This is a genomic window from Pseudomonas sp. HD6515 (assembly GCF_024971855.1).
In the GTDB taxonomy this organism is placed as follows: Bacteria; Pseudomonadota; Gammaproteobacteria; order Pseudomonadales; family Pseudomonadaceae; genus Aquipseudomonas; species Aquipseudomonas alloputida.
Genome location: NZ_CP079827.1, coordinates 5,485,989 through 5,508,778, shown reverse-complemented (window position 1 = coordinate 5,508,778; position 22,790 = coordinate 5,485,989). Strand labels below are relative to the sequence as shown.

General features: G+C 59.5%; 15 protein-coding genes and 1 pseudogene. 13 read left to right on the top strand and 3 right to left on the bottom strand.

Features of this window, described 5'->3' with window-relative positions; genetic code table 11:
* The first annotated feature begins 13 nt into the window (after window positions 1-13).
* The 5 genes from gudD to KW568_RS25370 all read left to right on the top strand — a co-directional run bounded on the left by gudD (window position 14) and on the right by KW568_RS25370 (window position 8,238).
* A complete protein-coding gene (gene gudD, locus KW568_RS25390) occupies window positions 14-1,360 on the top strand; it encodes a glucarate dehydratase (RefSeq protein ID WP_003249861.1) in 1,347 nt (448 codons plus the stop codon).
* 560 nt (window positions 1,361-1,920) lie between these two features.
* Window positions 1,921-3,312, top strand: a complete 1,392-nt coding sequence (locus KW568_RS25385) for an amino acid permease (protein ID WP_259537135.1) — start codon at window positions 1,921-1,923, stop codon at window positions 3,310-3,312.
* Between the two features lie 360 nt (window positions 3,313-3,672).
* Window positions 3,673-4,125, top strand: a complete 453-nt coding sequence (locus tag KW568_RS25380; protein WP_004576149.1) for a hypothetical protein — start codon at window positions 3,673-3,675, stop codon at window positions 4,123-4,125.
* A 478-nt stretch (window positions 4,126-4,603) separates the two neighbouring features.
* The gene (locus KW568_RS25375; RefSeq protein ID WP_004576150.1) at window positions 4,604-5,356 is read left to right on the top strand and encodes a hypothetical protein; all 753 of its coding nucleotides are present in this window, start codon (window positions 4,604-4,606) and stop codon (window positions 5,354-5,356) included.
* Between the two features lie 488 nt (window positions 5,357-5,844).
* Window positions 5,845-8,238, top strand: coding sequence for a TonB-dependent siderophore receptor (locus KW568_RS25370; RefSeq protein WP_004576151.1), 2,394 nt, complete (start codon window positions 5,845-5,847; stop codon window positions 8,236-8,238).
* A 128-nt stretch (window positions 8,239-8,366) separates the two neighbouring features.
* Here KW568_RS25370 and KW568_RS25365 read toward each other — a convergent pair whose 3' ends face one another.
* A complete protein-coding gene (locus KW568_RS25365; RefSeq protein WP_004576152.1) occupies window positions 8,367-9,014 on the bottom strand; it encodes a TetR/AcrR family transcriptional regulator in 648 nt (215 codons plus the stop codon).
* A 123-nt stretch (window positions 9,015-9,137) separates the two neighbouring features.
* Here KW568_RS25365 and KW568_RS25360 point away from each other — a divergent pair, with 123 nt between their 5' ends.
* From KW568_RS25360 to KW568_RS25325, 8 genes and pseudogenes are all read left to right on the top strand, one after another.
* Window positions 9,138-11,174, top strand: a complete 2,037-nt coding sequence (locus KW568_RS25360; protein WP_004576153.1) for an NADH:flavin oxidoreductase — start codon at window positions 9,138-9,140, stop codon at window positions 11,172-11,174.
* Window positions 11,175-11,275: 101 nt separating this feature from the next.
* Complete coding sequence (locus KW568_RS25355; protein ID WP_004576154.1) at window positions 11,276-12,583, top strand: Xaa-Pro peptidase family protein; 1,308 nt, start codon at window positions 11,276-11,278, stop codon at window positions 12,581-12,583.
* Between the two features lie 13 nt (window positions 12,584-12,596).
* Window positions 12,597-13,406: an amino acid ABC transporter ATP-binding protein gene (locus KW568_RS25350; protein WP_004576155.1), complete on the top strand. Its 810-nt coding sequence runs from the start codon at window positions 12,597-12,599 to the stop codon at window positions 13,404-13,406.
* Window positions 13,406-14,047, top strand: a complete 642-nt coding sequence (locus tag KW568_RS25345; protein WP_004576156.1) for an amino acid ABC transporter permease — start codon at window positions 13,406-13,408, stop codon at window positions 14,045-14,047. Before KW568_RS25350 ends, KW568_RS25345 begins: the two co-directional genes overlap by 1 nt.
* Window positions 14,044-14,703 (top strand): amino acid ABC transporter permease, encoded by a 660-nt coding sequence (locus KW568_RS25340; RefSeq protein ID WP_004576157.1) that lies wholly within the window; start codon window positions 14,044-14,046, stop codon window positions 14,701-14,703. The genes KW568_RS25345 and KW568_RS25340 overlap by 4 nt, the downstream gene beginning before the upstream one ends.
* A 57-nt stretch (window positions 14,704-14,760) precedes the next feature.
* Window positions 14,761-15,594 carry an ABC transporter substrate-binding protein gene (locus KW568_RS25335; RefSeq protein WP_004576158.1) on the top strand — a complete coding sequence of 278 codons (834 nt, stop codon included), beginning with the start codon at window positions 14,761-14,763 and terminating at the stop codon, window positions 15,592-15,594.
* Window positions 15,595-15,746: 152 nt separating this feature from the next.
* A complete protein-coding gene (locus KW568_RS25330) occupies window positions 15,747-16,817 on the top strand; it encodes an Ldh family oxidoreductase (RefSeq protein ID WP_232435445.1) in 1,071 nt (356 codons plus the stop codon).
* A gap of 164 nt (window positions 16,818-16,981) precedes the next feature.
* Window positions 16,982-17,320, top strand: a pseudogene (locus KW568_RS25325) (Mu transposase domain-containing protein); the annotation flags it as partial.
* Between the two features lie 25 nt (window positions 17,321-17,345).
* Here KW568_RS25325 and KW568_RS25320 read toward each other — a convergent pair.
* Together KW568_RS25320 and KW568_RS25315 are read right to left on the bottom strand one after the other, a co-directional pair.
* Window positions 17,346-19,049, bottom strand: coding sequence for a LeoA/HP0731 family dynamin-like GTPase (locus tag KW568_RS25320; protein ID WP_259537132.1), 1,704 nt, complete (start codon window positions 19,047-19,049; stop codon window positions 17,346-17,348).
* The gene (locus tag KW568_RS25315) at window positions 19,049-22,294 is read right to left on the bottom strand and encodes a DUF726 domain-containing protein (RefSeq protein WP_034100798.1); all 3,246 of its coding nucleotides are present in this window, start codon (window positions 22,292-22,294) and stop codon (window positions 19,049-19,051) included. The genes KW568_RS25320 and KW568_RS25315 overlap by 1 nt, the downstream gene beginning before the upstream one ends.
* Window positions 22,295-22,790 lie beyond the last annotated feature (496 nt).

Here is a 22,790-nt window from a genome sequence, read left to right as displayed (position 1 = left end):
CGAGACAACAACCATGAATATGCAGACCCTTCACACCAGTACCCCGGTGGTCACCGACCTGCGCGTGGTCCCCGTGGCCGGCCATGACAGCATGCTGCTCAACCTCAGTGGCGCCCATGGCCCGTACTTCACCCGCAACGTGGTGGTGCTGCGCGACAGCGCCGGCAATACCGGCCTGGGCGAAGTGCCCGGCGGCGAGAAGATTCGCCAGACCCTGGAGGACGCCCGCAGCCTGGTGGTCGGCCAGCCGATCGGCCATTATCAGCGTGTGCTCAATGCCATGCGCCATACCTTCGCCAACCGCGATTCGGCGGGCCGCGGCCTGCAGACCTTCGACCTGCGCATCACCGTGCATGCGGTGACGGCCATCGAGTCGGCATTGCTCGACCTGCTCGGCCAGCACCTGAATGTGCCGATGGCAGCATTGCTGGGCGAGGGCCAGCAACGCGATGCGGTGAAGATGCTCGGCTATCTGTTCTACATCGGCGACCGTCAGCAGACCGACCTGGCCTACCGCAACGAAGCCGACAGCGATGACGACTGGTTCCGCCTGCGCCACGAAAAGGCCCTGACCCCGGAAGCAGTGGTGCGGCTGGCCGAGGCCGCCAAGGCGCGCTATGGCTTCAGCGACTTCAAGCTCAAGGGCGGCGTGCTGCGTGGTGAAGAAGAGATGGAGGCCGTGACAGCGCTGGCCGAACGCTTCCCCGAAGCGCGCATCACGCTCGACCCCAATGGCGCGTGGTCGCTGAAGGAGGCCATCGCCCTGTGCCGCGACAAGCACGATGTGCTGGCCTACGCCGAAGACCCGTGCGGCGCCGAGAACGGTTACTCGGGCCGCGAGGTGATGGCCGAGTTCCGCCGCGCCACCGGCCTGCCCACCGCGACCAACATGATCGCTACTGACTGGCGACAGATGGGCCATGCCATTCAGTTACAGTCGGTGGACATTCCGCTGGCCGACCCGCACTTCTGGACCTTGCAGGGTTCGGTACGGGTGGCGCAGATGTGTAACGACTGGGGGCTGACCTGGGGTTCTCATTCCAATAACCACTTCGACATTTCGCTGGCGATGTTCACCCAGGTGGCGGCTGCGGCGCCGGGTGAAATCACGGCGATCGACACCCACTGGATCTGGCAGGATGGCCAGCGCCTGACCCGTGAGCCGCTGCGCATTGTCGACGGGCATGTGCGAGTGCCGGCACGACCGGGTTTGGGCGTGGAACTGGATGAAGACCAGCTGGCCAAGGCCCATGAGTGCTACCGCAACATGGGGCTGGGTGCGCGGGATGACAGCGTGGCGATGCAGTTCCTGATTCCGGGTTGGAGCTTCGATAACAAACGGCCTTGCCTGGTGCGTTGAGGCTGCGGGCCTCTTCGCGGGCAAGCCCGCTCCTACATCAACCGGTGGTGTCGCCCCGCACCGTCGTAGGAGCGGGTTCACCCGCGAATAGGCCGACCCTGCCGCCCAATACCCCCAGTCATTCACCGCCGCACCCGCCACCGCATCCACCAATCGGCACCGTCGCAGCCGCCACCGCATCCACCAATCGGTACCGTCGCCCCGCACCCTTGTAGGAGCGGGTTCACCCGCGAAAGGGCCGGCACAGGCAACACACATTCAAATGAAAAACAAAAGCTCCATTTGGGCCTGTGGCGCGAACTGATATGCCATTCGCGACATCTGGCGTTGATGGAAATGCCCTGTCGTGATCGAACAGTTCCGTGGCGTTCTCGTGTAATTCCCCACAGCCATGCGGGGATTAAATGAACCCCGAACCGCACTGACACCTTGCTCTGTGACGCGTGCCAAATATCAACAACAGCGCGCGAACAACGTGTCGACTTATTGATTTCAAAGGAGATATTTTTCGCCTACGCCTGCCCGTCCTTCCTTGTGTCAGCAAAAAGAGAACAACATCAATGAACACCGTGGGATCTGATGGCAACCTTGCACAAGGTTTCAAGCCACGTCACGTAACGATGCTGTCCATCGCCGGCATCATCGGCGCCGGACTTTTCGTCGGCTTTGGCCATGCCATCGCGGCAGCTGGCCCAGCAACCATAATTTCCTATTTCGTGGCCGGGACCTTGGTGGTACTGGTCATGCGCATGCTCGGCGAAATGGCCGTGGCACACCCCGACACCGGATCGTTTTCCACCTATGCCGACCAGGCCATTGGCCGCTGGGCCGGCTATACCATCGGCTGGTTGTACTGGTGGTTCTGGGTGCTGGTGATTCCTATCGAAGCATTGGCCGCCGGGCATGTGCTGAACGCCTGGTTCCCGCAGGTGGACAGCTGGATCTTCGCCCTGGCTTCGGTGTTGCTGCTGGCCGGTACCAACCTGTTCAGCGTGGCCAAGTACGGCGAGTTCGAGTTCTGGTTTGCCATCCTCAAGGTCACCGCCATCCTGGGCTTCATCGGCCTGGGCTTCGCCGCGCTGATGGGCTGGCTGCCCAACCGTGAGGTCAGTGGGCTGAGCGGGCTGATGGCCGAATACGGCGGCTTTGCACCGAAGGGCTGGTCGGCGGTGGTCGGCGCGTTCATCACTGTGATGTTCAGCTTCATCGGTACAGAGGCAGTGACCATTGCCGCGTCCGAGTCCAGCGACCCGTCGCGCAACATCGCCAAGGCCACCCGCTCGGTGATCTGGCGTATCAGCACCTTCTACATCCTGTCGATCTTCGTGATCATTTCGGTGGTGCCGTGGAACGACCCGCAGCTGGCGGTGGTGGGTTCGTACCAGCGTGCGCTGGAAATCATGAACATCCCCAACGCCGCGTTCATGGTCGACCTGGTGGTGCTGGTAGCCGTTACCAGCTGCATGAACTCGTCCATCTACATCGCTTCGCGGATGATGTTTTCGCTGGCCAAGCGCGGTGACGCCCCGGCCTTCCTCAACAAGACCTCCAAGGTCGGTGTACCGCGTGCTGCGGTGTTCGGCAGCACCCTGATCGGTGCGGCCATCGCAGTCCTCAACTACTTCGCGCCGAAGGGCGTGTTCGAGTTCCTGCTGGCCAGCTCCGGCGCCATCGCCCTGTTGGTGTACATGGTGATCGCCATCTCCCAGCTGCGCATGCGCCGCCGTCTGGAGCGCGAGAACACCGAACTGAAGTTCCGCATGTGGCTGTTCCCGTACCTGACCTGGGCGGTGATCATTTTCATTGCCGGGGCGCTGGCGGTGATGATGTACACGCCTGAGCATCGGGCGGAAGTGAGCTCGACATTGGGCCTGGCGATCGTGATTTCCTTCCTGGGGATCGTGACGTCGAGGGGCCATGCGCAACCGGTGGCAGCGCGATCGATGGGGTGATTCAGTTCACCTGGCTGTAAGGCAAAGGGCACCCGAGGATGGGTGCCCTTTGTTTTTTTGGCCAGACGAAGGTTCAGCAGCAAGACATGGGGCGGTTCTTCTGGTGTGCTCCAGCAGACTTTTCAAGTAAGGAAACTGGCATGACCATGTGTAAACTCATCCTGCCCGTGCTGGCCGCTGTGGAGAGTTGTGATGCCGTACTTACCCACCGTTCGGCTGTCGACAGAGGCGCGTACCCGGCCAATATTGCGCCTGGTGACTTTATGCAGTATGTGGTGAGCTTCACCGTTTCGTCACTCTCGTGCAGGGATGCTTTGCACGGATACAAGAGCGCTTCGCGCTAAGAGAAAGGAGCTTTTTATGCACGACGAAGGCAGTTCAACTTTAGCGAATGGCGCAGCCGTCGAGTTGCCGCCTGGTGTGTTTCCACCGATGGCGGGCTACACCATCGGAGATCTTCTGGCGGTAGCCAATGCCCCTTTCGAGGCATTGCTGAATAATCACGATACCGACCCTGGGCTGATTCGTGAAACGGTTACTGCGCTGGCCCAGCACTTGTACGCGGCATTCGAAAGAGAGGACGCCCAGTACCAGATTGCCACGTGGTATCAAAAGCCGTACGACCAGCCTGGGAAGCGCCAGCGCAGTATTGAGACCATCGCAGAGCAATTCGGCGTCATCACGCTGAAGGCAACGGCTGAATCATTGAAGGGATCACCGTTGCTCGGCCTGGGCAAGGCGTTCTATATGAGCCTTGTCGATGCCGCCGGGCAGGCCATAAAGATGCATATTCTGAAGTTGAATCAGGGCTGATGATCTGCCGATGTTCACCCTCGTAGTGGCCGTCACTACCACGCCCGCCCCTGACCTCACCGTTGCGCTCGCTGCCCTGGTCGAAACCGATACGCTGCGACCACACCTGCCAGCGCACCATGCGTGATGAGGCGATGACGGGCGGTGTTATGCACCTGCATGCGTAGCTTGGGGGCGGCGGCGATGACCTGGCGTAAACGGGCAGGGATACCCAGGGCGTCCTTGACCGTTTTCAGAAACTTGCAGCCAGTGTCCTGAAGCTCATGGCGTGACGCCTTTCAGCGCATACAGGTTTGCGTGGCGTTACTGCGTGGCACTCGGCTGGGCAATTTTGCCTTGCCTCAGGCCGAGGCCCAGCAAGCAGCTGGGAGCGAGGTAAAGATCATGCGTTGAACCCGGTCGACAGTATCGGGTTTGGCATTGACCAGAATCTAGCGTCGCATTTTTTAGGGACGCGTCGAACCAGGGAGATGGCGAAATGGACAATAACTGGGGTACGGGTAGAGCGGGCGGCGGCCTGGATGGTGGATATACCGGGTCGCTCGATCATGCAATCTCCAACCTGCATGTCGGGCGTAGTCAGGGGCGCCAGCAAGGTCGTAAAGAGGGCTTCGACGAGGGGCGCTCTCAAGGCTATGCGCAAGGCTGGGACGCAGGGGTGGCATGTGCTAACCAGAAACTGGAGCCGCTCAGGGGGTACGTGAGGCAGTACTTCGAGGAGGCGGTGCAGCTTCGGGCTGTTGTGCAGCGCCAGAAAACCATCATCGACCTGATGTACCAGCAATTGTCCCAGGTCGCCGGCGCGGCCAAGCGCGCTGAGGCTAAACCGACGGCTTGCGAGTCCGAAGCATTTGCAGCCCTGCAGAGCAGTAATGAGTTGCTCAAGGCAAGGCTCGAGGTGATGGACATGCATTATGCAGCTGCGCTCGAGCAGTCCAGGCTGAGGCAGCTGCAATACAAGCGCAGCCTGGTGTTCATGCGGGCGGTGCAAGGGCTACTGGAAGAACTGGTTCACGGCGATAACCCCGAAGCGCGGGACATCCGGCAACGCTTTGTGAAGCGTTACCAGGACCAGGTTGCAAGGGATTTGCGTGCAGGCGAAATCCAGGTCGCCCCTGAACTGGATGAGGTGTTCGGCAAGCAGCTGCCGGAAACGCAGCGGTTCATCATGGACATGCTGCAGTCGGCTGCTCCCGAACAGGATGGTGACGAATCTGCCCCGGCGCCATGAATGACATGCGCGACACAAGGCCGCTACAGGGATTGCGCCAGATGTAATTGATCAGCCCTCAGGGGCCAGGGTGCTGGCTGTTTCGCTGGCGGGGCTGTCGGAGGCAGTTGGGGGACTCGTGGCGCCAGCAGCCAGGGCCTCGACAGGCATACAGACCCAGGCCGCGCACACCTGGGCGGGGTATTGCTGCCTCTCGTAGCGCTGGGCGTTGCGGGACGACTTGGCGAAATGGCCAAGAACGCCATGCGCCCTGAGGTCAAGCGGGTCGATCGGGGTAAGCTCGCTTCGCAGCCCGTGTGCCGTCCATTCCCTGCAACGATTGTGTCAACGCAAGGCCATTCACCACGCAGTTTCGTATCGGGGTAGGCGGGTGGTTCGCGCAAGATGCCCAGTGTAAAAATAAATGAGGTGTTTTCTCATTCTCGTTCGGCATGTAGAGAAGGCCGGATTACAGGCCAGCCCGCCGACCCCCGACACGGAGCGAGAGAATGAGTTTTACCCCGGTTCCACAGCGCCACCCCTTGAGTCGTGCCCTGCATGCTGCACTGTTGGGCCTGGCAGTCAGCACCTACGCACTGCCGTCGCTTGCACAGCCTTTGAGCGCTGGTCACAACAGCCCACTCAAGCAATGGAGCATTCCCGCGGGCCCGCTGGCGCCGGCACTGGACCGCTTTGCGCGCGAGGCGGGCATCAGCCTTTCGTTCGATGCGCAGAACGTGGCCAACCGCAATACCAACGGGGTGCAGGGCGCGCTGGATACACGGTCGGCACTGTCGTCGCTGCTGCGCGGAACCGAGTTGCAGATTGAGCCGCAGGGCCCCAATGCGTACCTGGTAATACCGCAACCAAAGCCTGCCGGCCCGCTGGAACTGGGCGCGACCGAGGACTACCGCCTGGCACCTGTCATCATCAATGCCAAGTTCAAGGCCAGCGCCGACGATGACGCCAACTCGGTGGTTGCCAAGGAGCTGTGGGTAGGGGGCAAGGTGGCGACCAGCATCCTCAACACGCCCGCGTCCGTGTCGGTGGTGACCAACAAGGAAATGCAGCAGCGCAGTGTCAGCACCACCGAAGAGGCGCTGCAGTACACCCCCGGCGTGGTCAGCGACTACTACGGTTCGGACGACCGCAACGACTACTTCCTGATCCGCGGCTTCCAGGCCACCACCTACCGAGACGGCCTGACCCTCAGCTCGATGCGCGGTGTGCGCGAAGACCCTTACGCCTACGAGCGTATCGAAATTCTGCGGGGTGCCAACTCCACCCTGTTCGGCCCGGCAGACCCGGGTGGCTCGGTCAACTTCGTGACCAAGCAACCGCGCTTCGAGAAGTTTGGCCAAGGCTACGTGACCTACGGCTCCTATGACCATGCCGAAACCGGGATCGATGTAGGCGATGCACTGAACGACGAACAAACCCTGGCCGGCCGCTTCACGGCCAAGATGCAGAACAGCGACCGCGAGTACGACCATTCGCAGGACGACAACCGCTTCGTCATGGGCGGCCTGACCTGGGCGCCGACCGACTTCACCTCGGCCACGGTGGTGCTGGATTACCTGAAGACCAACAGCTCGCCGAACAGCGGTGGCTACCCGCTGGACAAGGAATACGACCGCAGCGACTTCTACGGCGAGCCCGGCTACAACTTCCACGATGTCGAGCGCACCAGCCTGAGCGGCAACATTACCCACGACTTCGACAACGGCTTCACCCTGCGCAGCAACCTGCGCTACAGCGAGCTGACCGATGACTTCGGCTATGTCTACCTGAGCGACAACGCCTCGCGTGTTGGCACCACCATTCCACGCTACGTCTTCGGCACCGACAGCGATGCCGACCAGCTCAATGGCAACTTGATGCTGCAGTACGATGCCCAGTTCGAGCACATCGACAGCAGCACGCTGGTGGGCGTCGAGTACCTCGACTCGACGACCAAACAGAGCTCGGTCTACGGCCTGGCGCCCTCCATCGACATCGCCAACCCGGTATTTACCGGCGTGCCTGGCGGCATCACGCCCTATACCCGCAAAAAGAATGACGCCACCACCAAGGCGGTTTTCCTGCAGCAGAACCTGTCGTTCTTTGACCGCGTCATCGCGACCGCAGGCGTGCGTAACGACTCGATGGACCTGTCGAGCAAGGAGTACATCGGTGGCGAGCAGACGGAAAAGGACAACTTCTCCGAAACCTCCTACCGCGCGGCACTGACCTATATCGTCAACGATGAAGTGTCGACCTACGTGAGCATGGTGGAGTCCGTCTCGCCCCCGCAAGTGGGCGTTACCCCGCAGACCGGCAAGCAATACGAAGTGGGCATCAAGTATTCGCCCATGGGCATGGACGCACTCTTCTCCGCCGCTGTTTATGACCTGACCCAAGAGAACGTCACCATTGCCGTGGTGTTGCCAAGCGGCATCATCGAGCAGCAGACGGTGGGCGAGTCACGCGTGCGTGGCCTTGACCTGGAAGCCAAGGCACAAGTCACGCAAGACATCAGCGTGATTGGTGCTTACTCCTACATGGAGTCCGAGGTGCTGCGCGGGTCGCTGTATGACGGCTCTTCCTTGAAGGGCAATGAGTTCACCACGGCGCCCAAACACACCGCATCGCTGTGGAGCTACTACGACATACCTGGCACTGACGTGAGCGTCGGCCTGGGCGCGCGGTATGTGGGGGCGTACTACATGGACGCTGCCAATACCAAGAAGAGCGATGGGACCACGTTGTTCGATGCGGCGCTGAACTACAAGATCGCCAAAGGGACCGACCTGGCGCTGAACGTGAGCAACCTGTTTGACGAGCAGCATGTGGTGGGGTCGGGGACGGCGAATTACTACAACCCGGGGCGGGAGGTGACGGCGAAGGTGAGTTATAGCTGGTAAGGCGGGTAGGGGATGGCACGGGTTGCGCCCCTGTTCGCGGGTGAGCCCGTGCCCACAGGTGCGCAAGATCCTGACGCTTGCAATGAACCCCCGTATCTTCAAAGAGGCTCACTTGTGAGCCGGTGTTTTTAGACCTTCAAATCGGCGCCGCTAAAACCGTTGCGCTGATAAAAGCGCTCCAGCTCACGAGCTTCCGGTTCCCTGCCGGTGAATATCTTCAGGTACTCGGGAATGTAGCGCATGCGCTGGGCCAGGGGCTCCCGGGTTTTCATGCTGATGTAGCCGATTTGCGTCAGGTAGATGGAGCGGGCGCGGGTAATCGCAGCATCGTGTTCAAAGCCGAAACGGTCGAACATCTGCCGCAATGCCTCGACGCGTTGCGCGTCTGCCTGGCCGATTTCCTGCGCCACCTCCGGCGACTGCAGCGCCCAACTGCGCATGGCGAACTCGAATTGCGAGTCGAACAATTCGCTGTTCAGCCAGCAGTCGAAGACGTTGAGAATCGCCTCGGTGATGGACTCGGCATAGGCCTGGGATTTGGTCACCAGGTTGAAGGTGTTCTTGTTTTTCCATTGCTCGATCAAGGCCACGAGCAAGGCATCGCGGTCTTCGAAAAACCAGTAGAAGCTGGTGCGCGACAAATTCAGCTTTTTGGCCAGCGGCATCACTCGCACGGCATCAACACCTGACTCGGTCAGGCTTTCATAGGCCGCATTAAGCCAGCCTTCCAGTGAGCCTCGGCCTGCTGCTTCCGCCTTTGAGGTGGTTTCTTTCATGGGCATCTCTTCCCTTTTCAATGTGCGCTTTGTGGTAACTGTACACCATCGTCAAGAGTATTGACACCTGTGTACATGGGGGCATATTGTCGGCGTGCCTGATGACCTGTTTGCGAGACCGATATGAAAAACGATCCGCTACTTCAGCCTTATCGCCTCAAGCATTTGACCCTGCGCAACCGCATCATCACCACTTCCCACGAACCGGCCTACCCGGAAGATGGGATGCCGAAAAAGCTCTACCGTGCCTACCACGTTGAACGTGCCAAAGCCGGCGTAGCCATGACCATGACCGCAGGCTCCGCCGCGATCTCCCGTGACAGCCCACCCGTGTTCAACAACATTCTGGCCTACAAGGACGAAGTGGTCGGCTGGATGAAAGACCTGACCGACGAGTGCCACGAACATGGTGCAGCGGTGATGATCCAGCTCACTCACCTGGGCCGGCGTACCCGCTGGGACAAAGGCGACTGGCTACCGGTGGTGTCGCCCTCCCACAATCAGGAACCCGCACACCGCGCCTTCCCCAAGCAGCTTGAACAGTGGGATATCGACCGCATCATTCGCGACTATGCCGATGCCGCCGAACGCATGAAGGCCGCCGGCCTGGATGGCATCGAGCTGCAAGCCTATGGCCACTTGATGGACCAGTTCTGGTCGCCACTGACCAACGAACTGGAAGGGCCGTACGGCGGCTCGCTGCAAAACCGCCTGCGCTTCACCTTCGATGTGCTCACGGCCATTCGCAAACGCGTGGGCCCGGAGTTTATTGTCGGTATTCGCTACACCGGGGACGAAGTGCTCGCCGGAGGCCTGCAAAAAGAGGAGGGCTTGCAGATCTCTCAACTGTTGAAAGACAGTGGCATGATCGACTTCCTCAATGTGATTCGCGGCAACATCGCCACCGACGCCGGGCTGACCGACATCATCCCGATCCAGGGCATGCGCAATGCCCCGCACCTGGACTTTGCCGGCGAAATCAAGACGCTGACCGGCTTCCCGACCTTCCATGCAGCAAAAATTCCCGACGTGGCCACGGCGCGTCATGCCATTGCCTCGGGGTTGGTGGACATGGTCGGCATGACCCGCGCGCACATGACCGACCCGCACATCGTGCGCAAGATCATCGAAGGCCGTGAAGACGATATCCGCCCTTGCGTAGGCGCCAACTATTGCCTGGACCGCATTTACAACGCAGGCGCGGCCTACTGCATCCACAACGCCGCGACCGGGCGTGAAACCACCATGCCTCATGAAATACCCAAGGCTGTGCAAAAGCGCAAAGTGGTGATTATCGGCGCCGGCCCTGGCGGCCTCGAGGCGGCACGTGTGGCAGGCGAGCGCGGCCACGAGGTGGTGGTGTACGAGCTAGCGGACAAACCTGGCGGGCAGATTCGCCTGACTGCGCAGTCTGAGCGGCGCAAGGAAATGATCAGCATCATCGACTGGCGCATGGCGCAATGCGAGCGCCTTGGCGTGAGGTTCCACTTCAACACCTGGGCAGACACCGCGATTGTGCTCGATGAAAATGCCGACGTGGTGATCGTGGCGACTGGGGGCATGCCGCACACCGAAGTGCTGGAGCACGGCAATCAGTTTCTGGTTTCAAGCTGGGACATCATTTCCGGCGACGTGAAGCCTGGGCGCAATGTGCTGGTGTACGACGACGCGGGCGACCACGCTGGCTTGCAAGCCGCCGAATTCATAGCCCGCAGTGGCGCCAAGACTGAAATCATGACCCCCGACCGCTCGTTCGCGCCAGAAGTCATGGGCATGAACCTGGTGCCCTACATGCGCGCGTTACAGCACCTGGACACCACCTTTACCGTCACCTACCGGCTCAAGGCCGTGGAGAAACAAGGCGACCAATTGCTGGCCACGATCGGCACCGATTACAGCGACCTGACCAAAACGCGCCTGGTGGATCAGGTGGTGGTCAACCACGGCACCCGGCCGCTGGACGAGCTGTATTTCGACCTCAAACCCCTGGCCAGCAACGAAGGTGCCTTGGAGTACATGGACCTGATTGTCGGCAAACCGCAAACCGTTGTCAGCAACCCCGAAGGGCGCTTCCAGCTGTTCCGCATTGGTGATGCAGTGGCGTCGCGCAATACCCATGCGGCCATCTACGATGCCCTGCGGCTGGTCAAGGACCTCTAGCTGCCGCATCTCGCCCACAACAATAAAGACAGCCGTCACCAGATTTAGAAACCTTTTAGTTACTGCCCCGAAAGTTGGTCTGACTCAGCGGAGGTTGTTGCATGCAAACGGGTTCTGATTCCATTGAGCTGCTCACGGCGTTAACCGAACGCGACCTGCGCTTTCGCAGCGATGCCAAGGTCACTGAACATGCCATCGCGCCGGTCGACACGGCGTTACTCGATGCGTATGCCGCCATCGATCGCAAAGCCTTGCGCCATTACCGCCTGGAGCGCATTCGCGAGCAACTGCGCGCCCAGGATTACGCCGGCATTCTGTTGGCCGATCCGATCAATATTCGCTATGCCACCGACACCAATAACCTTGGTTTGTGGGTGATGCACTCGCCCAGCCGTTATGTGTTTGTCGCCACCGACGGCCCGGTGGTGCTGTTCGAGTTCACCAGCAGCCGGCACAACAGCGAGCACGTTGAAACCATCGATGAAATTCGCCCGGCGATTCCCTGGCTGTATTTCCTCGCCGGCCCCCGCGTGCAGGAAAAAGCCGAGCGCTGGGCACAGGAGGTGGCGGACCTGATAGCCCGCCACGGTGGCGGCAATCGCCGCTTGGCGGTCGACCGCTGCGACCCTTGGGGCGCGCAGCGCCTGACACACCAAGGCATTGAACTGTTCGATGCGCAGCCATTGATGGAGCAGGCACGCTTGATCAAATCGGCTGAAGAAGTGGCCAGCCACCGGGTGTCCATGGGCGTGTGCGACCTGGCCATTGCCCGGATGCGCACAAGCCTGGTGCCGGGGGTTACTGAAAACCAGCTGTGGAGCATCATGCACGGCACCAACGTCGCGCACGGCGGAGAGTGGGCCGAAAGCCGCCTGCTCAGCTCCGGGCCGCGCACCAATCCGTGGTTTCAGGACGCCACCGACAAGGTCATCAAGGCCGGTGAAATGGTCTGTTTCGACACCGACATGGTCGGGCCCGGCGGTTACCTTTCAGACATCTCGCGCAGCTTCATCTGCCCCGGCAAGGCGCCGACCATGGCCCAACGCGACTTGCTGGACATCGCCTCGCAGCAGATCAACCACAACGTCGAACTGCTGCGCCCGGGCCTGTCCTTTCGCGAGTTCGCCGAGCGCTGCTGGCCGGTGCCTCAGCGCTTCGAGCACAACCGCTACATGATGATGCTGCACGGCGTCGGGCTGGTGGACGAGTACCCCAGCGTCGCCTACGCCGTGGATTTCGCCGAGTGGGGGTACGACGGCCTGTTCGAGGAAAACATGGTGGTGTCGGTGGAAAGTTACATCGGTGAACAAGGCGGTGGGGAAGGGGTGAAGCTCGAAGAGCAGGTGCTGATCAGCGCCAACGGGCCGATCAAACTCTCGCGCACACCCTTGGTCGACGGCGATCGATAGCTGGAGCAAAACCATGAGCAGCATGACTGTGATCGAAACCGCACCCACCTTGGCGCCGCGCCCGGTGGCCAGCGCCGAACCGTTCTTGCGCCTGGAAGGCATTCATAAACAGTTTGGCCCTTACCCCGTTTTGCACGACGTGTGTTTTGAAATGAACAAGGGCGAGGTGGTGGCCATTATCGGCCCCAGTGGGTCGGGCAAAAGTACCTTGCTGCGCTGCATCAACCAACTGGAGCCGCCGACCAAGGGGCGGGTCAGCATGGATGGCGTGCACATCGAAGCTGGCAAGGCGTTGCCCCGTACAGAGCTGCTGAAGTTGCGCCGGCGCATTGGCATGGTGTTCCAGTCGTTCAACCTGTTCCCGCACCTGACGGTGCTGCGCAACGTCAGCCTGGCGCAAATCCGCACCTTGGGCCGCAGCGCCAAAGAAGCCGACGCCCGCTCCTTGCAACTGCTCGAACGCGTTGGGCTGGCTGACAAGGCCCAGCATTATCCGGCGCGCTGCTCTGGTGGCCAGCAGCAACGTATCGCCATCGCCCGCGCCCTGGCACTGGACCCTGAGCTGATGCTGTTCGATGAGCCGACCTCGGCGCTGGACCCCGAGTTGGGCCTGGAGGTGCTGGCGGTGATGAAAGAGCTGGCCGGCGAAGGCATGTCGATGATTGTCGTGACTCACGAGATGCACTTCGCCGAAACCGTGTCCGACCGGGTGGTGGTCATGGCTGACGGGCGCATCATCGAACACGGGCCGAGCCAGCGAGTGATGCGCGAGCCCGAGCATGAACGGGTGATCCAGTTCCTTCAGGCAGTGAGGAATCGCTGATGAAAGACATCCTGATGATGCTGTTGAACGGCATACCCTGGACCATTGCCGTTACCGTGCTCGCATTCTGTGTCGGCGTAGTGCTGGGGTTTCCCATCTGTGCCCTGCGCATGTCCAGGTTCAAGGTGCTGAGCATTCTGGCTGCCATGCTGGTACTGACCCTGCGCTCAATCCCCCCGATTGTCTGGCTGTTCTTCATCTTCTTCGGCATCGGTGGCGGCTATATCAGCCTGTCGCCGTTTACCGCAGCGGTGGTTGGCCTGGGGTTGATCACGGCGGCGCATATGTCCGAGGTGTACCGCGGTGCGTTCGCGGCCATTCCCGCCGGCCAGTTCGAAGCCGCCTATGTGCTTAACCTGTCGGCGCCGCAACGGTTTTTCGATGTGGTGTTGCCGCAGTTGGTGCGTATCGCCATTCCCACCTCAGCCACCTACGCCATTGGCCTGCTCAAGGATTCGGCCGTGGCCTCGACGATTGGCGTTGGTGAAATCAGCTTTCAGGCTTACCAGGTTTCACAGCAAACCTTTCAGGGCCTGAGCGTCTACAGCGCGGCGGCGGTGGTGTACCTGGTGCTTAGCGTGCCAGTGGCCTTGTTCTCTCGTTGGCTGTCGGCCACGTTGAAACAGAGGATTGCCCGATGAGCGAACTGCTGACGATGTGGATGCAATGGTTGCCGGAGTTGTGGAAGGGCTTTGTGCTGTCGATGCAGGTCACGGCCGTGAGCCTGGGCCTGGGCGTTGTGCTGGGGCTGTTGCTGGCACTGGGCGTTTCGTCGCCGAGCCGCTGGTTGCGTTACCCCTCCCTGGTGGTGGTGGAGCTGGGGCGTGGCGCACCGGCGTTGATCCTGCTGCAGTATTTCTACTTTGGCCTGCCCAGCGTCAACCTCACCCTGACCTCGTTCTGGGCTGCTGCGCTGGCCATGGCGTACTGCACGGCCGCCTACACCAGTGAAATCATTCGCGGTGGCATTGAGTCGGTGGCCGCAGGGCAAACCGAGGCCGCCGAAGTGATTGGCCTCAACCGGTTCGACGCGCTGCGCTTTGTGATCCTGCCTCAGGCCTTGCGGGTGGCCCTGCCATCGCTGCTGGGGTTCTCGATCATGATGTTCCAGGCCTCGTCGCTGTGTTTCACCATCGCCCTGCCAGAAATTGTCAGCCGGGCGTCCTCCATTGGCTCTTCCACGTTCGAGTACATGCCGGTGCTGATACTGGCCGGTTTGATGTATGCCGCTGTCTGCGCCCCTGCGACCCTGGGTGTGGCAGCGCTGGAAAAAAGACTGGCCCCCAGCCAGCCATAACAATAAATCCACTCGCGCCGATTTCGGCTGCTGCTCTCTTATTGCAAAGGTGACGTCATGACTCGCTCATTCAAGCGTTTTACCCGTTGGATGTTCTTGTGCTCGACCTTGGCCGGCGCCCCGTACGCCTTGGCCGAATGCACCCCCGCGAACCAGTTTGAAACCATCACCCCGGGTGTGCTGACCGTGGCGGCGTATGTCTTCCCGCCTTACTCGATACCCGGGCCGAACAACCAGTTGAGCGGCGTGGACGGCGAGATCATCAAGCGCATCGCCGAGCGCGAATGCCTGAAAGTCAAAACCATGGTGGTGGACACGGCAGCCGTCGTCCAGGCAGTGGTGGCAAAGCGCGCCGATGTCGGCATCGGTGATTGGTATCGCACGGCAGAGCGCAGCAAGGCGTTGGGGTTGTCGGCACCGTTGTACCTGGACGTGATGGGCATCATTTCGGATGAGGGTTACACGAAGATTTCCGAACTGGATGGCAAGCGTATCGGCACCGTGCAAGGCTACCTGTGGGTGGACGATTTGAAGAAAGCCTTTGGCGATAACCTGGTGCTCTACCCGAACCCCGTGGCCATGGCCCAGGACCTGGCGTCCAGGCGCATCCAGGTTGGCGCGGACAGCTTCGCGGTGGCCGTGTCTTCGCAGCAGAAGGGCGGCTACCCCGGCAAGAGCATCAAGGTGTCCGAGCCCGATCAACGGGTCAAGGCCACGCTTGAGCCCGGGCAGAGCGCCTTCCCGTACACCAAGGCCAACGCCGCCCTGGGCGAGGCACTGGGCAAGAACATCCAGGCCTTGCATGCCTCGGGCGAAATCGCAGAAATCCTCGCCTCGTTTGGCCTGGACCGCGAGGCTGCAAAAGTAGGTGAGCCCAGGATGATTCAGTAAAGGTAATCAAATCCCGTAGGCGCGGCTTTAGCCGCGAATGAACGCACCGCGAGCTCTCAGGAATGACGCGTTATCGTTCATTCGCGGCTACCGCCGCCCTTGCAGGTTCGCTGGCTGCGGCACACCTTCAACCCGAGAGCACCGAAGCCCCCATGGACGACGACAAACCCGAAAAGCGCCTGTCGCTGACCGATGCCACCGCCTTCGCACAGCAGTTGTGCCTGGCCCACGGCACCAGCTACGCCGTGGCCACGGCGCTTGCCAACGCCACCGTATCAGCCCAGGCCCATGGCCAACACGAAGTCGGTTTCGGCCATTTGCCTGACTACCTCAGCGGCTTTGCCGCCGGCCGAATCGCCACGGCTGCCGAGCCCATCGTGACCCAGGTCGCGCCAGCCATGATCCGCTGCGACGCCGCCCGAGGCATCGCGCAACTGGGGTTCGATCGCGCCTTCCCAGCGCTGTGCAGCAATGCGCATCAACTGGGTATCGCCCTGTTTGCGCAGTTCAACGCGTTCACCTGCGGCGAGTTGGGCTATTACACCCGTCGCCTGGCGCGCGAGGGCCTGGTTGCGTTGGCGTTCACCAATGGCTCACCGCTGCTCACCGTGGCCGGCCAAAGCCGGCCGCTGTACTCCACCAACCCCATCGCATTTGCCGCCGCCAGTGACACGGGGCGGTTACTGGCGATTGACCAAGCTAGCAGCGCCACTGCTTACGTAAACCTGCTGCGGGCCGCTGAAGCAGGGGAGGCGATACCGGCAGGCTGGGCGGTTGATGGGCAAGGCAATGAAACGCACAGCGCGCGGGAGGCACTGCATGGGACGTTGCTGGCGTTTGGGGGCGGTCGTGGGGCTAATATTGCGTTGATGGTTGAGGTGCTTGCGGCGGGGGTGACGGGGGCTAATTGGTCGCTGGATGCAGGCGATTTTCGTGCTGGTAGTGAATCGCCAGGGGCTGGGATGCTGGTGATTGGTATTGCTCCCAGGTTGCTGGATGAGTGCTTTGCTTCACGGTTGGATGAGCAGATGGCTCGGCTTGAAGCCTTGGGGGTTTACTTGCCGGGGAAGGGTAAAGAGCAAGCTTATGCTCGTGCGCTTCGTGAGGGGATCAGCTTGCCGTTAGCGGCGTACGATGCGTTTAGGGGGGCAGTTGGGGTAGTTACATCCTTTGCCATCGCCGGCTGCGGTAGCCTACCGGATCGGGGGGGGGGCTGTAGCTGAGCCGGGGTAATCTGAACAGATTGTTTAATATATTGATTTTAATAAATAATATCGGTTGATTTTTTTCGTTGGAATGCCATTTGGAATGCCGATAGGATTTGCTTGGCGCCTTGGGCGTCCTGATGTGGTGCTATTAGTCGCTGCTGATCGAAAACTGATCCAGGTGGTACGAGCTGATCCACCCGCAGTACAGCGGCCTTACCGTCGTCGAAGTCTTGGAACTGGAGCGCGTCGGAATGATGCCGATGCCAACGCCTTTCGACAGCTATGTAGAGGGCACGGTTCGTGTTTCCAGCACATCCCTGATCAACTTGGCTCGCAATCGCTATTCAGTACCCTGCGATTGTGCTGGAAAGTGGGTCAGCAGTTGGCTCTATCCCCCTCGGATCGTCGTTATTGCCGATGATGGTGTGATTGTCAGCCATGAGCGACTGTTTGATCGAGATCAGGTCAGCTACGACTGGTCTCCGAGCGGGTCGCTCAGTCGTCAGGCGCCCGCTGCGTTTTGCAGCAGGCGCTTGAAGCCAGTCAGTTCAATCTCTTGAATTCTGCGTCGATGGCTTCGGCCTCAACGCGCCAGGCTTGGAAGCGCTGTTGACGTAAACGGCTTTCATCCACATTGGCCTGCAGCTCTTGTCGACGTGTGTTGAGCAGCAAGTAGTCGGGGAAGAACTGCTCTTTGAAGCGTTCGGAGTTGACCAGGTCAAGGAAGTCCTGACGCTGCTTCTCGAAATTACTGACTATTTCAACGACAGTCTTCTTGAACGCTTCTTCGCGTTTGTATTGTTCCCAGCTATCCCAGGCTTCAAGCGCTACCCCGATAAAGGCCAGTGCTCCGTTTGCTCCTTTGGCAAACTTCACGGCGCCCCATGGCTTGAACTTCAGGTACTTGCCGATATCCATGCCCACCGTCTTGGCAATCGTCGTCAGGCCATCGCGCGCGGCCAGTACCGTGGTGTTGTTTATCAAGTTGCCTTTGAGCACATGGTTGATGCCTTGTTTGCCCAGCGCCTTGACGGTGGTATTGAAGTGGTTGACCTCACTGTCGAAGCCAACCTGCATTTTCTCGACCTCAAGCGTGATCGACTGGGTTTGACGGCTGAACTCGTTCTGCAGGCGAGTGGACACGATAATGCCTTCTGCGCCAATTTCTCGCTCGAAAAAGTCACCGAAGGTTTCCAGGCTGGAACCCTTGGCTTGAAGGATCAGGTCAGAGAAGTAGCGTGTGGCAAAGTTGCGTAGGTTGATGCGTGCATCTTCGATTTGCTGCCCAGTCACTGCCAGCTGTTTGACCAGACGCGTGTTGAGCTCGTCAAGCCGGCCAACCTCCTGTGCAACCTTCTCATCGTTCTCGATGGCAACAGGCAGTTGGTTGTTGAGCACGTCACGGATCACGCTGGCGCGCATTTCGTTGGCCAGCGCGACGCTGCCTCCGTTCTGCTGGATCTTGCCTGTGGTAGCCGTCTGCAAGGTTTCGATATGCGACAACTCTTTGAATTGCTCGAGGTTGGCCAGCCAGTGTTCGACACCCAGGTCGAAGGGGTTGGCGGCGACGGCGACAATGGACAGCTCGGTCGCCTCCTTGTCAGTCAGTCCGATCTGTTCACGAAGTCGACCTACCACGTTGTCGCGTTTGACCTGCAGGTTGGACTGGTAGTCCTGCTCGTCCTCTACATCGGCCACCTCATCGAAGCGGCTGAGGACGAACACTGTGCGGGGCAGTAGGCCCAGAGTGCGGAACAACCAGGTCAGGTCATCCTTGTGGCTTTCCTTGATAGGGTTGGTCGAGTTCATCACGTAAAGCACCAGGTGCGATTCGCTCACGTACTTCTTGGTAATGTCCTTGTACTTTTCGAGGCTGTGCGTTTCGGCATTTTCCTGCTCCTTGAAGCCGAACAACCCAGGGGTGTCGATCAGCACGAAGTCTTCGCCGACCTCGTAGACTTTCACCTCATTGGAGGACTCCTGATGGCTAATCTTCATGCTGGTCTTATCCAGCTTCTCCATCCAGGCCGCCGCGATAGAGGTCTTGCCTTCGGAAAAGCCTCCAATCAGAGCGACCTTGAGTTTTTCACCAGACATACCACTGATGACATTCTGCAGCTTGCCGATCAACGCAGGATCAATCGGTATTCCGGCCTGTGCGCCTTGCCCGAGAAACTCTTGCAGCCTGTCGAGCAATGTCAGTGCGCTCGCCTGTTGGGCCTTGAACGTCTTGAGGGTGTTTTCCATTACAGGTTTCCTGCGATTTCGATTTGGCGGGAGAGGATTTTCAGGCGGTTGGTCGAGCGAGTCAGCGTGTTCACCTGGTTTGCAGCCTGTTTGGCAGGTGCTTCCAGTGCGTGGTCGAGTTGCTCGATCGTTTCCTGCATATCGTTTAGGGCAGCGTCCAGGCTTGCGTGTAGTGTTTCGCGCAGTTGCTCGGTAGCGCTGCGCAGATTCTTATCAAGGGCCAGACGTTGTTGGGACTTTTTGTAGTCCGAGCTGAGCGCGCTAAAAATGGCTTTACCGACCGAGACGAGTGCGGCAACTACCGAGGCGCCGACGAACCAGAGACTGGCCCCGCCAGTAAATGGTGCCGCAGCGATCCCCGCAAGACTGGCCAGTAGCCCGATCACGTTGATGCCGTTATCGATTTTTATGTTGAGGTTGAAATGCTCGTTGAAGCGCATGCTGCCCAGCTTTGCATAGCTTGCAGTCAGTTCCTGAGCATGTTTTTCGAAGCGTTTGAGAATATCTTCGGCCGCCTTCTGGAATTTGCCGACTTCTGCGTTCACAGCCACCGGTAGCTGCTTGCCCAGCAGTTTTTGCTGGGTTTCAAGCTCCTCGGCCAAGGTGCTTTTGAACGCGTCGTTGCTGATATCTGCTTCGATTTGTTTGTAGACACTGTTGCGCACGGTGCTGGCGAAGTCATCGATCAAAGTCTCGCCGCAGGCTTCCAGCCGTTTTTTCAGCGCTTGGTAGCTACTGCTCAGCTGACTTTTGGCACTTTGCTCTTCTTGAGAGAGCTTTCTCGACAGGGCGCTCAGGGTTTGTTGCACGCCTGAAAGTGTCGTGGTGGTCTGGTTGAGCGCATCATTGGCCTTGTTGAAGTTGGCCCGGACGATCTTGGCTTTGCCGTTGAGGATCAACCGGTCACCCAGCAACTGCAGGAAGGCACGCAGGCGGGACTTTTCCAGCAACTCGTCGGCGCCGAAGTCCTCAAGCGCTTTGATGCGACGTTTGGCATTCTGCGAGCCTGGCGCAAGATGGTCGGTGGAGGCGAGGAATGCCGGCAGCGCGCTTAGTGGAAACACCTCCTGATAGTGTTTGCCAAGCTGCTCGCCCATCTTCTCGTTCAGCCCAGCAAGGCTGATGCTTTCGTCATCGGAAACCAGCGGTCTGTTGCCCAAAGAATGCCTGGGGCTGGTGATCTTCTTGTTGAAAATGGCCCAGACTTCGGTTTGCGCCCCCAGGTGCTGCTTGATCTTCTCCAGTGTGCCTTGGTGTTGCCCATCGCCCGTTTGAGGCGGTGCTGGCTGGTTAGTGACATAGAACACTGCATGAGCCGTCTGCACTGCACGTTCTATCTGCTCGAGTACCAGGCCTTCCTTGCCCTCGATACCTGGTACATCCAGCAGTGCGAATGGCTGGCCGTCTAGCTCGAACTCGTAGCGCTGTGTCTCTCGGGTATAGTCGGCACGGCCGTCACCGATGATTTCACCATCGGCATGCAGCTGTAGCTGTCCAACCAGGTCTGCCAGCTGGCTCTCACTTTCCAGGCGCTGCTGAACGAGCGTCTGTTGCTGTTGGGCTGCCTGTGCCTGTTGGGCGGCAAGTGCCGCACTGGCGTCGTCGCGCGCCACAGTTACCGAATCCAGTTGCCACTCTAGCGCAAGGCGTTCTTGGCGGGTCTTCTGTTGTTCGGCGTTTAGGATAGCTGCGGCGTTGTCGCGTGCCTGAGTGGTCTCGGCCAGTGAGGCGGTGACCTTGTTCAGCTCGATTTCTTCGGGCATCTTCCTGAACAGACTCAAGAGCTTCTGCCAGAGAGAGGCGGTGCTTTTGCGTGTGGCGAGAAGCGCATGCAGCCTGGTAACGGCCGCGAGGGCATCCTTATGCGCCTGCTCGTGTTGTTCGAACTCCGTCCCAAGTTGTTGATGCAATTCGCTGGATCGGGCATCAGCTTGGTCGAGTGCGCTCTGGGCTTCACTGAAGGGTTGTTCGAACTGCCGCATTGTGGCACTCAGTTGCTGCGTCAGTTCGTCAAGTTGCGCTTCGGTTTGCTTGATGTCCTGTTGCAGCTGGTGCAGTTTTTCTTCGGTCATCCCATACTGCTCGCGCAACTTGCGGAATGCTTGCTGGCTGGCCCGCTTGCCGGGCTCTTGTAGCAGAATGCGCAAGGTTTCGATCAGGGTCGACTTGCCCGCGCCGGTCTCTCCGTAGAATGCAATGGTGAATGTGTTCCACTCGGCGTTCTTCTCAAGTTCGGCGAGCCGCTCGTAAAGGGCTGTGCGATGTTCGTTGAGGCGCTGGAGCGCCTCTTCTCGGGCCTGGTTCAAGGCCTCGTCTTCCGAAGGGTGTCGCAGTTCAGCAATGATCAGTGCCAGTTCATCATTGATTTGCTGGTAAACGTCACGTGGGCTGTTCAGTTCGAGTTTCATCGTGTTTGCTTTGGCGGGTTGTTTGGGCGCGCGGGTTGGCTTTTTTTCTGGAGCGGATGATTGAGTGGGCTCTGGGGAGGGCGGTAAGCACGCTTTGAAGCGTGATTTGGTCAGTACTTCGGGCAGCCGCTCCCAGTAATCGGTGTGGCCGAAGTCATTCATCTCGATGCTCTCGAAGTGCTCGGCTTCGTTACGCCCTAGGCAAGATTCACCCACGTTCAGCAGCAGGGTCTTGTCTGCCTTCGAATAGGCATTGATCAATCGGCCCTGAAGTGCGCCGCGCATTTTGCGTGCCTCGATAGCGGTGACCTCGACGGCTGCCGCCATCAGCAGTACATCGTTGATGATCAACTGTTGCCTGCTCGAAAAACTTTTCAGACTGCTGATGACCAGTCGGCCGCCGAGCGAGTGGCCGATCAGGTTGATGGTCTTGATCTGTGGATGGTGGCTGTTCAGGTAGTCCTGAAGTTGGTCGAGTAATACCGTACCCATGCTTTCCGCGCGTGCGCGAGCCTGAGTGAAGTTACCCAACCGGTCTCGGGCGAGAGTGCCCACAAGTCCTAGAGAACCCATGGGCGCGCCGATGAACGTGGCTCCGGCACCTAGACCAGCTGAACCAATTTTCCAGAGCGAAGATTTGTCGAACCGGAAGATATGATTCGAAGGCCAGAACGCGAAAATGTTGGTGTAGTGCTTTAGCTGCTCGGGGATCTTGTCGAGAAGAAGCTGCTTGTCCTCATCGCTATGCCCGGCGCTGTAGCCGTGGATGAAGATGTTAGCTTCTGTGGCGCTGGAGCCGGCGGGCAGTGCACTCTGGAAACGGAATGGTTGAGGCATGAAGGCTTCCTATCTACGGCCATGCTGCTTTTCGAGCAGCATTTGTGGAGAGCGGTAGTACGGGATGGCTGGAGTCAGGTGCGGCAGGGGCAGGTGCTTGGGAGGGGGTTCCCTAGGGATGAGCATCGCTACTTCCTTGTTGTCTTGAGCCGGGCGGTGGTTGTTGACCTTATTTCTGTGGCGAATTTACCTTGTTTTAATGGCTGTTTGCCATGGTTACCGGACTTGCCCGGAAGGAGAGAAATGTTGGGGGAGGGAGCCTTAGCGAGGTTGTTGCATGCACTTCGGGCTGAAGGGGGGACGACTGGGTAGGGTAAGTCGAGCGCCGGGGTTAATCTGAACAGATAGAGTAAGCTAGTGATTTTACAAGTACTGAATAGGTAGTTTTTGGGGATGCCATTTGGAATACCGATAGGATTTGCTTGGTACCCTGGGGCGTCTTGATGTGGTGCTTTTGCTATATCGTTCCTTTACCACTTACCTGGAGATCGGCCTG

Excerpts from the sequence above, each read along its gene's own strand:
- gudD (WP_003249861.1), top strand. The coding sequence starts at position 14 with ATGAATATGCAGACCCTTCACACCAGTACCCCGGTGGTCACCGACCTG.
- KW568_RS25385 (WP_259537135.1), top strand. The coding sequence starts at position 1,921 with ATGAACACCGTGGGATCTGATGGCAACCTTGCACAAGGTTTCAAGCCA.
- KW568_RS25380 (WP_004576149.1), top strand. The coding sequence starts at position 3,673 with ATGCACGACGAAGGCAGTTCAACTTTAGCGAATGGCGCAGCCGTCGAG.
- KW568_RS25375 (WP_004576150.1), top strand. The coding sequence starts at position 4,604 with ATGGACAATAACTGGGGTACGGGTAGAGCGGGCGGCGGCCTGGATGGT.
- KW568_RS25370 (WP_004576151.1), top strand. The coding sequence starts at position 5,845 with ATGAGTTTTACCCCGGTTCCACAGCGCCACCCCTTGAGTCGTGCCCTG.
- KW568_RS25365 (WP_004576152.1), bottom strand. The coding sequence starts at position 9,014 with ATGAAAGAAACCACCTCAAAGGCGGAAGCAGCAGGCCGAGGCTCACTG.
- KW568_RS25360 (WP_004576153.1), top strand. The coding sequence starts at position 9,138 with ATGAAAAACGATCCGCTACTTCAGCCTTATCGCCTCAAGCATTTGACC.
- KW568_RS25355 (WP_004576154.1), top strand. The coding sequence starts at position 11,276 with ATGCAAACGGGTTCTGATTCCATTGAGCTGCTCACGGCGTTAACCGAA.
- KW568_RS25350 (WP_004576155.1), top strand. The coding sequence starts at position 12,597 with ATGAGCAGCATGACTGTGATCGAAACCGCACCCACCTTGGCGCCGCGC.
- KW568_RS25345 (WP_004576156.1), top strand. The coding sequence starts at position 13,406 with ATGAAAGACATCCTGATGATGCTGTTGAACGGCATACCCTGGACCATT.
- KW568_RS25340 (WP_004576157.1), top strand. The coding sequence starts at position 14,044 with ATGAGCGAACTGCTGACGATGTGGATGCAATGGTTGCCGGAGTTGTGG.
- KW568_RS25335 (WP_004576158.1), top strand. The coding sequence starts at position 14,761 with ATGACTCGCTCATTCAAGCGTTTTACCCGTTGGATGTTCTTGTGCTCG.
- KW568_RS25330 (WP_232435445.1), top strand. The coding sequence starts at position 15,747 with ATGGACGACGACAAACCCGAAAAGCGCCTGTCGCTGACCGATGCCACC.
- KW568_RS25320 (WP_259537132.1), bottom strand. The coding sequence starts at position 19,049 with ATGGAAAACACCCTCAAGACGTTCAAGGCCCAACAGGCGAGCGCACTG.
- KW568_RS25315 (WP_034100798.1), bottom strand. The coding sequence starts at position 22,294 with ATGCCTCAACCATTCCGTTTCCAGAGTGCACTGCCCGCCGGCTCCAGC.